Below are 15,334 nucleotides of genomic sequence, written 5' to 3'. Positions count from 1 at the left end.
AAATTGCGCGCTTTTCGCTGCGCCCGCTCGGTCGTTGCGGCCCGCTCCGCCCTTCCGCCTCCGCGAAAGCGGCGCCGGGACCTTCTGGCGCGCTGCTTCGCTCCGTCTTCTCTCCAGGACGACTCCGCATGAAATCCCGGCGTAGCTTCCGCGGCCTGTCCGCCTTCCCGATCACGCCCATGGACGCGGGCGGACGCGTGCTGGCCGAGGACCTCGCCAGGCTGCTCGAGCGGCTCGCCGCCGCGAGCGTCGACTCGATCGGCTTTCTCGGCAGCACGGGCTCCTACATGTACCTGTCGCGCGGGGAGCGCCGGCGCGCGGTCGAGATTGCGGCCGAGGTGCTGCGAGGCCGCGTCCCGCTGATCGCGAGCGTCGGGGCGATGCGCACCGACGAGGCGCAGGCCCTTGCCCGGGACGCCGAGGCGGCCGGAGCCGACGGGCTCCTGCTCGCGCCCGTCTCCTATACGCCGCTGAGGGACGAGGAGGTCTTCCGCCACTACGAGGCGGTCGCCGGCTGCACTGGGCTGCCGCTCTGCATCTACAACAACCCGTCGACCACCCACTTCACCTTCTCGAACGAGCTGATCGCGCGGCTCGCGCGCGTGCCGGGCATCGTCGCGGTGAAGAACACGGGATTGCCGGCTGCCGACATGCCGGCCGCGCATTCGGCATTGCGGGCGCTCGTCCCGGCGGATTTCGCCCTCGGCTATAGCGGCGACTGGAATGCGGGCGGCGCGGTGCTGGCGGGCGGCATCGCCTGGTACAGCGTGATCGGCGGGCTGCTGCCCGAGCCCTCGCTCAAGCTGATGCGGGCGGCCGAGGCCGGGGACGCGGCCGAGGTGGCGCGGCTGAACGGCCTCTTCGAGCCGCTCTGGGCGCTGTTCCGCGAGCTGTCGAGCTATCGCGTCGTCCATGCCGGCGCGAAGGCGCTCGGCCTGACCCGGGCCGACCCGCCGCTGCCCATCCTGCCGCTCTCCGCGGCCGACGAAGCCCGCGCGATGGGCGCGATCGAGGCCGTCCGGACGATCTGAGGCCGGGGCCGCCGTGCGCGGTCGAGCTTGCGCGGGCCCAGGGCAGGGCGCATCTGGCCGGCAATCCTGGTCAGGAGCCTCCCATGCGTGCGGTCGGATACCAGCAATCGAAGCCCATCGCGGACGAGACGTCACTCGTCGATATCGAGCTGCCCGATCCCACCCCCTCCGGCCGCGACCTCCTGGTCGAGGTCCGGGCGGTCTCGGTGAATCCGGTCGACACCAAGGTGCGGATGCGCGCCGCGGCCGAGCCGGACCAGTGGAAGGTCTTGGGCTGGGACGCCGCCGGCATCGTCCGGGCCGTCGGGCCGGACGCAACCCTGTTCAAACCGGGGGACGAAGTATTCTATGCCGGCGCGATCAATCGCCAGGGCACGAATTCCGAGCTTCACCTCGTCGACGAGCGCATCGTGGGCCGCAAGCCGGCGACACTCTCCTGGGCGGAGGCGGCGGCGCTGCCGCTGACCTCGATCACGGCCTGGGAGATGCTGTTCGATCAGCTCGACATTCGCCGTCCCGTTGCGGGCGCTGCGACGCCGCTCCTCATCATCGGCGGGGCGGGGGGCGTGAGCTCCATGGCCGTCCAGCTCGCCCGCAAGCTGACCGACGTCACCGTGATCGGCACCGCCTCGCGGCCGGAATCGCGGGCATGGGTGCAGGACCTCGGCGCGCATCGCGTGATCGATCATTCGAAGCCGCTCGCGGCCGAGGTCGAGGCCCTCGGGATCGGCGCGCCAGGCTACGTCTTCTCGACCACGCAGACCGGCAAGCACCTCCCTGAGATCCCGAAGCTCATCGCCCCGTTCGGTCGCTTCGGATTGATCGACGATCCCGGCCCGCTCGACGTGAGCATCTTCAAGCAGAAATGCGTCTCGACGCATTGGGAGTTCATGTTCACCCGGCCGGTGTTCCAGACGCCGGACATGGCCGAGCAGGGCCGGCTGCTGAACGAGGTCTCGCGGCTGGTCGATGCCGGGACCCTGCGCACCACGCTCGGCGAGACCTACGGCCCGATCAACGCCGCCAATCTCCGCCGCGCGCATGCGCTGATCGAGAGCGGCACCGCCAAGGGCAAGATCGTGCTCGAGGGCTTTAGCGTCTGAGTTCCATGCGCCTGGAGCAGCGCAGGCCGGCGCCGTTGTCTACGTACCCTGTTTGTTCTAGTCTCGAAGCGCCGGCCTCCTTTGTGCTCGGGCGCCGGACGCACTAGATCAGGGCTTCTCTCGGACATCGCGGGCCCTGGCCCGCCGGACCTTTCATGGCCAAGCTCGACGACCTTTTCGACCGCGCGCGCCCCGCCTTGGGCGGGCAGGACCGCGTCATCGCGGTCCGGGGCGCGCGCGAGCACAATCTCAAGAACGTCGACCTGACGATCCCGAAGGACAGGCTGGTCGTCTTCACGGGCCTGTCCGGGAGCGGCAAGTCCTCGCTCGCCTTCGACACGATCTATGCCGAAGGCCAGCGCCGCTATGTCGAGTCGCTCTCGGCCTATGCGCGCCAGTTCCTGGAGATGATGCAGAAGCCGGATGTCGACCAGATCGACGGGCTCTCGCCGGCCATCTCCATCGAGCAGAAGACCACCTCGAAGAACCCGCGCTCGACCGTCGGCACCGTGACGGAGATCTACGACTACATGCGCCTTCTCTGGGCGCGGGTCGGCGTGCCGTATTCGCCGGCCACGGGGCTGCCGATCGAGAGCCAGACGGTCAGCCAGATGGTCGACCGGATCCTGGCGCTGCCGGCCAAGACTCGCTTCTACCTTCTGGCTCCCGTCGTGCGCGACCGCAAGGGAGAGTACAGGAAGGAGATCGCCGAGTTCCAGAAGAAGGGCTACCAGCGCCTGAAGGTCGATGGCACGATCTACATGATCGACGAGGTCCCGCCGCTCGACAAGAAGTTCAAGCACGACATCGACGTGGTGGTCGACCGGCTTGCGGTCGCGCCCGACATCGCCGCCCGCCTTGCCGAGTCGCTCGAGGCCGCGCTCGAGATGGCGGACGGCATCGCGGTGATCGAGTTCGTGGATGGGGTTCCTGCACTGTCATCCCCGGCGGCGCGGAGCGCCGGGAAGGGGATCCAGGAGCGAGCGGCTGAGCGTGGATTCCCTTCCCGGGCTGCTGGGCAGCCCGCCGGGGATGACACCGTCCCCCAGCGCATCACCTTCTCGTCCAAGTTCGCCTGCCCGGTCTCGGGCTTCACCATCCCGGAGATCGAGCCGCGCCTCTTCTCCTTCAACTCCCCGACCGGCGCCTGCCCGGCCTGCGCCGGCATCGGCTCGGAGATGCGGATCGATCCCGGCCTCGTCGTGCCGAACGGCGAGATCTCGCTGAAGCGCGGCGCCATCGCGCCCTGGGCCAAGTCGACCTCGCCCTATTACGGCCAGACGCTGGACGCGCTGGCGAAGCATTACGGCTTCTCGGTCGCGTCCAAGTGGAACGCGCTGCCCGAGACGGTGCGCGAGGTGATCCTCTATGGCTCGAAGGGCGAGCCGATCCGCATGGCCTATAACGACGGCCTGCGCTCCTACGAGGTGAACAAGCCCTTCGAGGGCGTCGTGACGAACCTCGAGCGCCGCTACAAGGAGACGGAGTCGGACTGGGCGCGCGACGAGATCTCGCGCTTCATGTCCGAGACGCCGTGTCAGGTCTGCGGCGGCAAGCGCCTCAAGCCCGAGGCGCTCGCCGTGAAGGTGGACGGGCGCGACATCGCCGAGGCGACCGCGCTCTCGATCAAGGAGGCGGTCGGCTGGGTGCAGGGCCTGCCCGACCGGCTGACGCCGAAGCAGAACGAGATTGCCTACCGCATCCTCAAGGAGATCCGCGAGCGGCTGACCTTCCTGCAGGATGTCGGCCTCGACTACCTGACGCTCTCCCGCAATTCCGGCACGCTGTCGGGCGGCGAGAGCCAGCGCATCCGCCTCGCCTCGCAGATCGGCTCCGGCCTCTCGGGCGTGCTCTATGTGCTCGACGAGCCGTCGATCGGCCTGCACCAGCGCGACAACGAGCGCCTGCTCGGAACCCTCAAGCGTCTGCGCGACCTCGGCAACACCGTCATCGTCGTCGAGCATGACGAGGACGCGATCCGCGAGGCGGATTACGTAGTCGATGTCGGGCCCGGCGCCGGCATCCATGGCGGCGAGATCGTCGCCGAGGGCACGCCCGCCCACATCATGGCCGACCCGGCCTCGCTCACGGGAAAATACCTGACGGGCGAGCTCTCCGTGCCCGTGCCGCCGAAGCGCCGGCGCTACGACAGGGCGCGCACGATCAAGGTCGTCGGCGCCCGCGGCAACAACCTGAAGGACGTGACGGCGGAAATCCCGCTCGGCACCTTCACGGTGGTGGCCGGCGTCTCGGGCGGCGGCAAGTCGACCCTCGTCATCGACACGCTCTACCGGGCCGTCGCGCGCCGCATCAGCAACGCGGCCGAGCACCCGGCCCCGCACGACCGCATCGAGGGGCTGGAGCATATCGACAAGGTCATCGACATCGACCAGTCGCCGATCGGCCGCACGCCGCGCTCGAACCCCGCCACTTATATCGGCGCCTTCACGCCCATCCGCGACTGGTATGCCGGCCTGCCCGAGGCCAAGGCGCGCGGCTACGGTCCTGGTAGGTTCAGCTTCAACGTCAAGGGCGGCCGCTGCGAGGCCTGCGCGGGCGACGGCCTGATCAAGATCGAGATGCACTTTCTGCCGGACGTCTACGTCACCTGCGACGTCTGCAAGGGCAAGCGCTACGACCGCGAGACGCTGGAGGTGAAGTTCCGCGAGAAGTCCATCGCCGACGTGCTCGACATGACGGTCGAGGAGGCGACGGAGCTGTTCCGTGCCGTCCCGACCATCCGCGAGAAGCTGGCGACGCTCTGCCGGGTCGGCCTCGGCTATGTCCATGTCGGGCAGCAGGCGACGACTTTGTCCGGCGGCGAGGCGCAGCGGGTCAAACTCGCCAAGGAGCTGTCCAAGCGCTCCACCGGCCGCACGCTCTACATCCTGGACGAGCCGACCACGGGCCTGCACTTCCACGACGTCGCCAAGCTCATGGAGCTGCTGCACGAGCTCGCCGACCAGGGCAACACGGTCGTCGTGATCGAGCACAACCTCGAGGTCATCAAGACGGCCGACTGGGTCATCGACATGGGCCCGGAGGGCGGCGACGGCGGCGGCACCATCGTCGCGGAGGGCACGCCGGAGGAGATCGCCAAGAACCCCGCGAGCCATACGGGGCGCTTCCTGGCCGAGGTCTTGGCCCGCCGTCCGGTGAAGCGGGCGGGGGAGGGGGCGGAGGGGGCGGCCAAGCCGAAGAAGGCGCGGGCGAAGGCGGCCGTGCGGCAGGCGGCCGAATAAACTACTGCCGTCATGGCCGGGCTTGGCCCGGCCATCCACGTGCGGACGTTCTACGATCATTTGGATCCGTCATCCTCGGGCTCGACCCGAGGATCTCGGGCCGGTGCTGAGACGCTCACGAGCGCTCAGGGACAAGCTATGCCGAGCGCGACGTATGAGGTCTTTCGCCAGGCCATTCTCCAGCAGAAGCAGGTCGTCTGCGACTACGACGGCCACCCCCGCGAACTCTGCCCGGTGATCCTGGGGCACACCTCCGGGGAGGAGCGGGTGTTTGCCTACCAAGTCGGCGGGTCGGGCAGCAAAGGACTTCCGCCCGGCGGCGCCTGGAGATGTTTGACCCTCGCGCGCGTTGGCCGGGCGGCTCTGCGCGACGGTCCGTGGCGCGAGGGCAGCAGCCACATGAGGGAGCAGACCTGCGTGACCGAGGTCGAGCTCGACATCAATATCCACGTTCGAGGACGGCGCTTGTGAGCGACACGCTCGATCGGGTGAAGGCCTGCATCGCGCGTCGGGCGGTGCGCGCATCTCGGATCATGGCGAGGAACAAGCGACGGCGCACGTCATCTCCCCGAGAGAGATCATGGCGAGCGCCGAAGGCGCCCTCCTGGTCGAAGATCATACGGACGCCGTCAGGGGCCCGAGCGTCCTGGCACTTCATCGGTTGCACGACGGCCGACCGGTCCATGTGGTATGGACCACCTTTCGGCAGGGACGACGGAACCGGCGGTGCTGGTCACGGCCTGGAGGCCGGACCCGGCCCTCCGGTCCGCCGACTTCTTGAAGCGGAGGCGATCATGAGGCGCCGAACCACGACGAAGCTGATCCGCGACGGCCGCTACGTGGCCGAGGTCGATATCGAGCTGGAGTACAGCGACGAGCCCTGGTCGCCGACCATGTCCCTCGACGATGCCGAGAAGCTGGAGCGGGTCCGGACGGCTCTCCGCCGCGGCGACATCTCCGAGGCCGCGAAGGAGGCAAAGGTGTTCGAACTCCTGCCGCTGGCGGGATGAGATGGCCGACTGGGTCATCGACATGGGCCCGGAGGGCGGCAAGGGCGGCGGCACCATCGTGGCCTAAGGCACCCCGGAGGAGATCGCCAAAAACCCCGCGAGCCATACGGGGCGCTTCCTGGCCGAGGTCCTGGCCCGCCGCCCGGTGAAACGGGCCGCGCCGGCGGCCGAGGGGGCGGCGAAGCCGAAGAAGGGGCGGGCGAAGGCGGCCGGCGCTGGGGGGAGGCAGGCGGCGGAGTGACCCTCAACTAAGCGGATGTGGGATTCTGTCTATCGAGTTCGGTGATGTAACGTTGGATCGAACGGGCCGTTGCCTCGGCGCGCGCTTCCTGGCCGGGGCCAGGGCCTAAGCCCATGTGCTCGCGCTCGACCTCCAACAGATAACGAACCGCGTCCTCCAATGCGCCGCCGCGGCGAAGATCGCCAGCCGCTTTGAGGAGGTACCTGTCATACTCGTCGGCGAAAGGTTCTTCGTCCCAGTGCCTGTCCGGAGGAAGAAGGCCGATCGGGTCCCACTCCCTCCAGCCGATGTCGCGTAGACTCGACAACTTGATCGCCGGATCAGCGCCCATCGATCCACCCCAACTGACATGCTGTCCTGATGCTCGGACACAACCTCGAGGCCTTCAAGACGGCCGATTGGGTCATCGAGTGGGCCCGGAGGGCGGCGACGGCGGCGGCACCATCGTCGCCCAGGGCACCCCGGAGGAGATCGCCCGAAATCCCGCGAGCCATACGGGCCGGTTCCTGGCCGAAGTCCTGGCACGGCGGCCGGTGAAGCGGGCGGCGGAGACGGCTCCCGAGCCGAAGCCGGCGAAGAAGGGCCGGGCGAAGGCGGCTTTGCGGCAGGCGGCGGAGTGACGGACTTCCCTCGACCTAATTCGAAGGATTACGCAGCCGCGGCGATAGGAGCCGGCGATTTGACCGATGTTGAGGTCAGCGTCTTATAGTGAGACTTAACATCCTCGAAAGCCCGCAGGAGAGGCTCAAATCGAGCAAAATTGATTGTTGACCTGTTTGGCCACACGACCCGTGTCGCAAAAACATGCTTTCCGTAGAATTTAGTTCCGTCTTTTTCCTTGTTGGTTCTGTCAAACGACTTTCCATCGACCTTTTCGTTGAGCAAAGTGTCGTCAAATAAGTCTTCAATCGCTGTCTCTGGGTGTTTAATTTTCGGAACAGGCACAACATACAAGTTCTTAATGAGGTGATAGAACGGATCAGCGCCTGCCACCGTAGTCCCAAGGATCGCCGACACAGCTTTGAAGAATTCGGTAGAACCTTTGTCGACATCTGTCACAAGGATGAGTGGATGTGACGGCGTTGTTTTGAACATCTGAGTCCGATTGGCGTATTCTCGGACGAGTTTCTTCAGCTGATCCGTCCCTCCAGCTAGATCCTGTATGGTCGAGGTGATCTTTGTGTACTTGAACAATCGGACAGTCAATTTCTTTTCGCTATCCAGCAGGCCAGGAACTTTCGACGATAAGGCCTCTATCGCGCTGCGTATGTAGACGTTGTCCGTCTTCCCTTCGCAGATTATAGTTGGGCGATCGACGTCGTACAAATTGCAATAATCTAGGAATTGCGAATACAGCCGATAGTATCCAGGTTGATCTTTCTTCTGTAGCTTGCGATGTGACGTTTCCTGACCACGGATGTGATAGATGAACGCTAATTTGCCCTGAAGGTGACTCCTGCTCACAGGCTCGATTTTATTCTTGTCCTGTCGGAAGGCTATACCAGAAGCGAAAAGACGATCACACATGGCTCGAACAAGCTTATAGTAATCAACCGAGACATTTATTTTTCGGTTCACAACTAATCCGGTTGTCTCCTGACGCGAGTCGCGATACTGCATACGCGTTTTGCTGTGATTGATCTTGTGTCCGGAGAGATACACTGACGCTAACAGATCATTGCCGGCCGACCACTTGTTTGGGTCCCCTGGCGAAGTTGCGCCGATCACTTCCGGGAAATCTTTCTTGTTCGTTGAGAACGTCAGATCATCAGCGTAACGCGTGTACGTGCATTTGTGCCTCCTGGCGATCTTATTCAGACGCAAGTCAAGCATATGAGCAAGAAGGTTTGAAATTACTGGTGAGCATGGACTGCCCTGCGGCAGGTGGTTGTTGTGGCACGCGATCTGAGCAAGGACGGTTGCAGCCGCCGGGTGGAGCTGAAAATTCTGATCTCTCATGAAGAAGCCTCTCACCCGACCAAAATTGAAGGTCGGAAAGAAGTCTTCAAGATCGAGGTTGAAGACAAACCTCTTATTCCGGTGATTTCGAGCGTTTGTCAGAATTGAGAGTTCTCTCTTGAATCCGTGCGAGAGGATGCATGCCTTCTTTGTTCGAGACCTCTCTTGTTCAGTTTGAATCTGAAGCAATACGCTTGCCAGGCGTCTTTGCACCATTTTGAGACGTTCATTGGGGGCCATAATAGCCCGACTGCCACCGGCCCTCTTAGCAATAGAGAAGGTTCGATATCGAGCCTGAGTAGGTATCTTATACAAAACAAAAGACAGCACCGCTGGCGTAAGCCCAAGGACGCGTGCGACACTGGAGAGGTCAGTGCACGCTCGTAGTCGGAGGAGGAGCAGTGACTCGACGCTCATGAGAAGTGGCTTGCGGATACTCGTACGCGTATTCGCATTCTATGCATTGTCATTCGCCTGTTCGAAAGGCAGTTCAAAGGCTGGAGCATCGCCCAGACATTGACTTCAACGACGCCGAAGCAGCGCCGCAAAATCTATCCGCAAGCCGGGGGCAGTTAATCACATGAGCCAGAGTGCTCGCAAGACCGCGGAACGATGTTCCACAATTTGATTTCGGCGCGTGCGACGGCCTCCGTTTGAGACTACCGCCGCCGGAGCTGAAGGTGCTTGAGAATCGTTCGGCCTGAGGGTTGGCCGTGCATCTATGAGGACAACGCCGAGGACCAGCCAGGAGCGGAGGCTGACAATCCCATCTTCGCGTGATTAGGAGCGGCCAACTCACGGAGCCAGTGGGAGTCGAACCCACCCAGCGAGTTTCTAAGGCCCGCCCCCCCTCCAGGGGGATGGCCCCGTGAGACACCTCAGATGGTAAGTGACTGCCTCACAATTCAAGAGGTGGCCGAGACCAATCCTGAGACAAGATCCCGCGGGAGAGGAAAGCTGCTCCTCCGGCGGAGCGTGGCCGCCGCACCTACTCCCCCGCCCTCCGCGGCACCCCCGCCAGGCAAGCCCTCAGCGCCAGCCCGCCGCTTCCATGTCCGCGGCTGTGCAGGCTCGCCGGGATAAGGCGCGCGAACCCTCTCCCCTGGAGAGAGAGGGTGGTCGGCGGAGCCGACCGGGAGAGGGGAGTGCGAGCGGGCCAGGGATCTTCCCCCCTCATCCGCCGTCGCCATGCGACGATACCCTTCGCGGGGGCGGGCTCTTCGTTTCCTGAGCGAAGGATAGGCCGCCTCGCCGGGCATGTGCTATTCTCGCCCCATGACGAGCGTGGCCGAGATCGAGGACGCGGTTTCCCGCCTCCCCCCCGAAGACCTCGCGGCCTTTCGAGCCTGGTTCGAGGCGTTCGAGGCCGAGCGCTTCGATCGTCGGATCACGGAGGACGCCGCGTCCGGGAAGCTGGACCGGCTTGCGGAGGAAGCGTTGGCCGATCTGCGCCGGGGTGACGTTCGCGAGCTGTGAGGCATCTCGCAAGTCGGCGTTTCTGGACGGCTTACGAGCGGCTGCCACCATCCGTCCGCGAACTGGCCGATCGCAACTACAACCTCCTCAAGCGCGACCCGCAGCATCCATCCCTGCACTTCAAGAAAGTCGGTCGCTTCTGGTCCGTGCGGGTCGGACTTCGCTATCGCGCACTCGCGGTCGAACAGGATGGCGATCTCGTCTGGTTCTGGATCGGCAGCCACGCGGATTATGACAGGCTGACTGGATAAGTTCTGAGTCGGCGCCGATAGGACTATCTTGACATCCTATCCGAATTAGGATTATAAGCCCCTCGTCCTCTTCGCCGAGGGGCGCTCTCGCGAGGCGTCAACAGAGCGGAAGGGGATGCGGCGCCTGCGGGCGGGGTTCGCAGCCTCGCACTCGGGGAGCCGGACCAGCGCCGCCCTCCGGGTAATACGGCCCGGGCGCCAGTGCAGCATGGCTAGTGTTCTCTCGTCCGGCAACGAGCGAGGGGGCGGAAGAGCGGCAGGTCCGGTCCAAAATCGCCGCGCGCGCCGGGGCAACCCGGACGCGGTTGGTGACGCTGGATCCCCTTCCCGGTCCTTCGGGCCGCCGGGGATGACGGCGGAGCCGATCGCGGGGACGCCGCAAGGCGCTCTCAAACAACAAACGATCGAGTGCCCGGCGTCCCGCGCCCCCTCGATTGCTCTTTGAAGAGGTTGCGAATGGAGCCCCGCGCACCGGGACGGACGGCGCGTGCGCGCTCCGCCGCGAAGCGACGACGGATGAGGGGTTCGAACGGTGCCACCCCTCAATCCGACCCCGGCCGACGCCGGGGCCGCCCCGGATCAAGTCCGGGGCAGGCTCTTCCCCCGCAAGGGGAGAAGGAAAGGCGCCCGCTCCTCAGCATGACGACCGAAGCAGACCGCGAGCCGACGAAGGAGACCGCATGCCCGAAGCTCCCTATCTGCGCGAATACGACACGCGCATTCCGGCCTACGACCGCACGCCGGAATACCGCAGGATCCGCGCCTCCACGGTCAAGTTTTGCGACGCGGTCGGCACCCACCTGATCTGCCCGCGGCGGGCCTGCAAGCGGGAAGGCGGCTGCGCCGACCGGGACATGCGCGGGCTTCCGTTCTGCTGGGAGCACTATCGCGGCATGCTCCGCTTCCTCCTCTGCGTCGCGGCGCGGCTGCTCGGGGCCGACGGGCGCCCCGGCGCCGCCGGGAACGAGCCCCGCATGCCGCCGCTGTTCGGGGGCCAGCCGCTCCTGGCGGAACTGGCCGAGGCGGGGCTCGATCTCGGCGCCCTCGCGCGTCCGGTCGCGGACGGGCCCGACGATTGGGACTGGGAGGCGATCCCCGAGATGCGGGAGCTGTTCCGCGAACTGACCGGGGACGGGACGGCCTGAGCTCCCTGCGCGGACGCGGCCGGGTGACGGCGGGACGGAACCAGGGACGATCCCTCCGGCTTGCCGCGGCGGCAGAACCGAGGACCGCCGATGGCCAGCGCGTCAGACGTCACCTACCCGCCGCTCGACACCCTCAAGCCGCTGGCGGAGAACGTCTGGCTCGTCGATAGCGGGCCGATCCGGGCGATGGGCCTCTCCCTGCCGGTCCGGATGACCGTCGTCCGGCTCGCCTCCGGCGGCATGTGGCTCCACTCGCCGACCCGGTTCGACGAGGACCTGCGGCGCGAGATCGAGGCGATCGGGCCGATCCAGCATCTCGTGGCGCCGAACATCGCGCATTGGAGCTTCCTCAAGGAGTGGCAGGAGCATTGCCCGGGCGCGACGACCTCCGCCGCGCCGCACCTGCGCGAGCGCGCCCAGGTGAAGGCGGCCGGCGTCAGGCTCGACCGCGACCTCGGCGAGACGCCGCCGGCGGACTGGGCCGGGGAGATCGGGCAGGCGGTCGTGCCCGGCGCCCTCGGCTTCCGCGAGGTCGCCTTCTTCCACCGGCCCTCGCGCACGCTCGTCCTCACCGATCTCGTCGAAAACCTCGAGACGGCCAGGCTGCCCCTCGGCACGAAGCTCTTCGCGCTCGTCATGGGCGCGAACAGGGGAACGAGCCCGGCGCAGATCCGGCTCGCGCTCCGGCTCCGCCGCAGGGAGGCCGCCGAAGCCGTCCGCCGCATCCTCGCCTGGGCGCCCGAGCGGGTGATCTTCGCCCATGGCCGCGTCTTCGAGCGCGACGGCACGCGCGAGCTGAAACGGGCGATGGCCTGGCTGGTCGGCTGACCGCGGCCGGCCCGCCGCCTTGCCTTCCGCCCGGCCGCATTCTATATGCGCGCGCATTCCACACGCGGCAGCGGCCTCATGATTCAATGAGGCGTCCCGGTGTCCGGCACCCGCCGGACCTCATCGCTCCGCGGCGGCATAACCGGAGAGAACCTTGGCACTTCCCGATTTTTCGATGCGTCAGCTCCTCGAGGCGGGCGCGCATTTCGGCCATCAGGCCCATCGCTGGAACCCGAAGATGTCGACCTACATCTTCGGCACCCGCAACAACATCCACATCATCGACCTCGCCCAGACGGTGCCCATGCTGCACCGCGCCCTGCAGGCGGTGAGCGACACGGTGGCGAAGGGCGGGCGCGTCCTCTTCGTCGGCACCAAGCGGCAGGCCTCGGACGCGGTCGCGGAGGCGGCCAAGCGCTCGGCCCAGTACTACGTGAATTCGCGCTGGCTCGGCGGCATGCTGACGAACTGGAAGACCATTTCCGGCTCGATCAACCGGCTGCGCCAGCTCGACGAGACGCTGTCCGTCGGCGGCCCGGGCCTTACCAAGAAGGAGCGCCTGATGCTCTCCCGCGAGAAGGAGAAGCTGGAGAAGGCGCTCGGCGGCATCAAGGACATGGGCGGCGTGCCCGACCTGCTCTTCGTGATCGACACGAACAAGGAGCAGCTCGCCATCAAGGAGGCCGGCCGCCTCGGCATCCCGGTCGCGGCGATCGTCGACACCAATTGCGATCCGGACGGCATCGCCTATCCGGTCCCGGCCAATGACGATGCCGGCCGCGCGATCGCGCTCTATTGCGACCTCGTCGCCCGCGCCGCGGTCGACGGCATCGGCCGCAGCCAGGGGGATCTCGGGGTCGATCTCGGCGCCGAGGAGGCGCCGATCATCGACGACCTGCCGGCCGCCAACGCCAACGAGCCCGCCGAGCCGACGGAGGTGTTCGAGCTGCTCGCCGCCCCGCGCGGCGCGCCGGACGACCTGACCAAGCTCACGGGCGTCGGCCCGCAACTCGCCAACAAGCTCAACGATGCCGGCATCTTCCACTACTGGCAGCTCGCCGCGATGCAGCCCGAGGACGTCGCGAAGCTGGACGCGGACCTGAAGCTCAACGGCCGCATCACCCGGGACGACTGGATCGGCCAGGCCCGGAACCTGATCGAGGCCGCGGCCTGACCGGCCGCTCCGACCCGATCAGCATCTCCCATTCGAAGCCGGCTCCGAGCCGGCTTCGCCACAATTGAAGAAGGATAACGACGATGGCGACCGTCACCGCCGCAATGGTGAAGGACCTGCGCGAGAAGACCGGCGCGGGCATGATGGACTGCAAGGCGGCCCTGGGCGAGACCGGGGGCGACATCGAGGCGGCCGTGGACTGGCTGCGCAAGAAGGGGCTCGCGAAGGCGGCGAAGAAGGCCGGCCGGACGGCGGCGGAAGGCCTCATCGGCGTGGAGAGCCCCGGCCGCTCGGCCGCGATGGTCGAGGTCAATTCGGAGACCGACTTCGTCGCGCGCAACGATTCCTTCCAGGCCTTCGTGCGCGAGGCGACCAAGGTCGCCCTGATGACGCCCGCCTCGGTCGAGGCGCTGGAGGCCGCGCATATGCCGGGCTCCAAGACGACGCTGAAGGAGAAGATCCAGGAGCTCGTGGCGACCATCGGCGAGAACATGACGATCCGCCGCGTCGCCAAGCTCGAGGTGAAGGAGGGCGTGGTCGCGAGCTACGTCCACAACCAGGTCTCGGAGGGTCTCGGCAAGATCGGCGTGATCGTGGCGCTCGAGTCGGCCGGCGATGTCGGCGAGCTCTCGACGCTCGGCCGCCAGATCGCGGCCCATATCGCGGCCATGAATCCGGTCGCGGTCGACGCGTCCGGCGTCGACCCGGCCGTGGTGGAGCGCGAGTCGGCGATCCTGCGCGAGAAGAACGCCGGCAAGCCGGACAACGTCCTCGCCAAGATCGTCGAGAGCGGGCTGAAGAGCTTCTACAAGGAGAACACCCTCCTCGATCAGGCCTTCGTCTACGACCCCTCGAAGTCGGTCGGGCAGATGCTCAAGGAGGCTTCCGCCAAGGCCGGCAAGCCGGTCGAGCTGAAGGGCTTCGTCCGCTTCGCGCTCGGCGAGGGCATCGAGAAGGAAGAGACCGATTTCGCGGCCGAGGTGGCGGCGCAATCGGGAATCGGAAAGAAGCCCGACGGCGACCGCACGTCGGCCTGATCGAGCGGGGCGGCCTGAGGGCCGCCCTTTTCGTATGGGCAAGGGCAGGCCGCGCCGGTTCCCGTTCCCGAGGAGATGTGTTCCGTGACAAGGCCGTATCGGCGCGTTCTGGTGAAGCTGTCGGGGGAGGCCTTCGCGGCTCCCGACGGGTACTGGCTGTCGGCGCAGATCCTGGCGGAGCTCGCGGCCGACATCGCGGCGACCGCCGAAGCGGGGACGCAGCTCGCGATCGTGATCGGGGGCGGGAACATCATCCGCGGCGCCCGCATGACTCAGGCCGGCTGGATCGACCGCCCGACCGCAGACTCGATGGGGATGCTGGCGACGGTCATGAACTCGCTCGCGCTCGAGACGGCGCTCAACGCCGCCGGCGTCTCGGCCCGAACGATGTCCGCCGTCTCCATGCCGAGCATCTGCGAGACCTATGCGCGCCAGCCCGCGCTGCACTATCTCGATCGCGGACAGGTCGTGGTGCTGGCGGGCGGGACGGGAAATCCCTTCTTCACGACGGACACCGCGGCGGTGCTGCGCGCGGCCGAGCTCCGCTGCCAGGCGGTGCTCAAGGCGACCCAGGTCGACGGCGTCTACTCGGCCGATCCGAAGTCGAACCCGGGCGCGGTCCGCTACGACAGGCTGACGCATGACGAGGCGATCCAGCGCGACCTGAAGGTGATGGACACGGCCGCTTTCGCGCTCGCGCGGGAGTCGCGGCTCACCGTCATCGTGGGCTCCGTCCATGCCCCGAGCTCGGTCCGGGCCATCCTCCAAGGGGGCGCGCCATCCACCGTCGTCGCCCCTTGATGCGGGCCGCCCCGGCGCGTAATCCCTTAGAAATCA

15 protein-coding genes, 1 tRNA gene and 2 pseudogenes are annotated in these 15,334 nt (G+C 66.5%); 15 read left to right on the top strand and 3 right to left on the bottom strand.

Translation table 11 applies throughout. The features are described from left to right. Positions 1-128 precede the first annotated feature (128 nt). The 7 genes and pseudogenes from HJG44_RS08950 to HJG44_RS24375 form a co-directional block, all read left to right on the top strand. Positions 129-1,031 carry a dihydrodipicolinate synthase family protein gene (locus HJG44_RS08950; RefSeq protein WP_171217976.1) on the top strand — a complete coding sequence of 301 codons (903 nt, stop codon included), beginning with the start codon at positions 129-131 and terminating at the stop codon, positions 1,029-1,031. Between the two features lie 83 nt (positions 1,032-1,114). Further along, positions 1,115-2,134 carry a zinc-binding alcohol dehydrogenase family protein gene (locus HJG44_RS08945; protein WP_171217975.1) on the top strand — a complete coding sequence of 340 codons (1,020 nt, stop codon included), beginning with the start codon at positions 1,115-1,117 and terminating at the stop codon, positions 2,132-2,134. Positions 2,135-2,289: 155 nt separating this feature from the next. Beyond that, positions 2,290-5,376 (top strand): excinuclease ABC subunit UvrA, encoded by a 3,087-nt coding sequence (gene uvrA / locus HJG44_RS08940; RefSeq protein ID WP_171217974.1) that lies wholly within the window; start codon positions 2,290-2,292, stop codon positions 5,374-5,376. A gap of 138 nt (positions 5,377-5,514) precedes the next feature. Next, on the top strand, positions 5,515-5,847 hold the full coding sequence (locus HJG44_RS08935; RefSeq protein ID WP_171217973.1) for a hypothetical protein: 333 nt from the start codon (positions 5,515-5,517) through the stop codon (positions 5,845-5,847). Then, complete coding sequence (locus tag HJG44_RS24380; protein ID WP_430395052.1) at positions 5,819-6,157, top strand: DUF4258 domain-containing protein; 339 nt, start codon at positions 5,819-5,821, stop codon at positions 6,155-6,157. The genes HJG44_RS08935 and HJG44_RS24380 overlap by 29 nt, the downstream gene beginning before the upstream one ends. A gap of 13 nt (positions 6,158-6,170) precedes the next feature. Beyond that, entirely contained in the window at positions 6,171-6,386 is a 216-nt protein-coding gene (locus HJG44_RS08930; RefSeq protein ID WP_171217972.1) for a hypothetical protein, read from the top strand. A 4-nt stretch (positions 6,387-6,390) separates the two neighbouring features. Continuing rightward, a pseudogene (locus tag HJG44_RS24375) lies at positions 6,391-6,627 on the top strand (hypothetical protein); the annotation flags it as partial. A 7-nt stretch (positions 6,628-6,634) separates the two neighbouring features. Here the strand turns inward: HJG44_RS24375 and HJG44_RS08925 are convergent. Then, positions 6,635-6,958 (bottom strand): hypothetical protein, encoded by a 324-nt coding sequence (locus tag HJG44_RS08925; RefSeq protein WP_171217971.1) that lies wholly within the window; start codon positions 6,956-6,958, stop codon positions 6,635-6,637. A gap of 17 nt (positions 6,959-6,975) precedes the next feature. Here HJG44_RS08925 and HJG44_RS23300 point away from each other — a divergent pair. After that, a pseudogene (locus HJG44_RS23300) lies at positions 6,976-7,247 on the top strand (hypothetical protein); the annotation flags it as partial. Positions 7,248-7,275: 28 nt separating this feature from the next. Here the strand turns inward: HJG44_RS23300 and HJG44_RS08915 are convergent. Together HJG44_RS08915 and HJG44_RS08910 are read right to left on the bottom strand one after the other, a co-directional pair. After that, the gene (locus HJG44_RS08915) at positions 7,276-9,003 is read right to left on the bottom strand and encodes a retron Ec67 family RNA-directed DNA polymerase/endonuclease (protein ID WP_210260990.1); all 1,728 of its coding nucleotides are present in this window, start codon (positions 9,001-9,003) and stop codon (positions 7,276-7,278) included. A 381-nt stretch (positions 9,004-9,384) separates the two neighbouring features. Continuing rightward, positions 9,385-9,454, bottom strand: a tRNA-Leu gene (locus tag HJG44_RS08910). Positions 9,455-9,861: 407 nt separating this feature from the next. Here HJG44_RS08910 and HJG44_RS08905 point away from each other — a divergent pair. From HJG44_RS08905 to pyrH, 7 genes are all read left to right on the top strand, one after another. Next, complete coding sequence (locus HJG44_RS08905; protein WP_171217969.1) at positions 9,862-10,062, top strand: hypothetical protein; 201 nt, start codon at positions 9,862-9,864, stop codon at positions 10,060-10,062. Further along, positions 10,059-10,313, top strand: a complete 255-nt coding sequence (locus HJG44_RS08900; protein ID WP_171217968.1) for a ParE family toxin-like protein — start codon at positions 10,059-10,061, stop codon at positions 10,311-10,313. The genes HJG44_RS08905 and HJG44_RS08900 overlap by 4 nt, the downstream gene beginning before the upstream one ends. Positions 10,314-10,993: 680 nt before the next feature. Continuing rightward, positions 10,994-11,458, top strand: coding sequence for a hypothetical protein (locus HJG44_RS08895; protein WP_171217967.1), 465 nt, complete (start codon positions 10,994-10,996; stop codon positions 11,456-11,458). Positions 11,459-11,548: 90 nt separating this feature from the next. Beyond that, positions 11,549-12,286: a DUF4336 domain-containing protein gene (locus tag HJG44_RS08890; RefSeq protein ID WP_171217966.1), complete on the top strand. Its 738-nt coding sequence runs from the start codon at positions 11,549-11,551 to the stop codon at positions 12,284-12,286. A 154-nt stretch (positions 12,287-12,440) separates the two neighbouring features. Next, positions 12,441-13,460, top strand: coding sequence for a 30S ribosomal protein S2 (locus HJG44_RS08885; RefSeq protein WP_171217965.1), 1,020 nt, complete (start codon positions 12,441-12,443; stop codon positions 13,458-13,460). 83 nt (positions 13,461-13,543) lie between these two features. Then, on the top strand, positions 13,544-14,497 hold the full coding sequence (tsf, locus tag HJG44_RS08880; RefSeq protein ID WP_171217964.1) for a translation elongation factor Ts: 954 nt from the start codon (positions 13,544-13,546) through the stop codon (positions 14,495-14,497). A gap of 75 nt (positions 14,498-14,572) precedes the next feature. Beyond that, complete coding sequence (gene pyrH, locus HJG44_RS08875) at positions 14,573-15,298, top strand: UMP kinase (RefSeq protein ID WP_171217963.1); 726 nt, start codon at positions 14,573-14,575, stop codon at positions 15,296-15,298. Positions 15,299-15,334 lie beyond the last annotated feature (36 nt).

The organism is Enterovirga aerilata (assembly GCF_013044135.1).
Classification (GTDB): domain Bacteria; phylum Pseudomonadota; class Alphaproteobacteria; order Rhizobiales; family Beijerinckiaceae; genus Enterovirga; species Enterovirga aerilata.
Note: the sequence above shows the minus strand (reverse complement) of the source record. Positions and strands in the feature narration are given on the sequence as shown.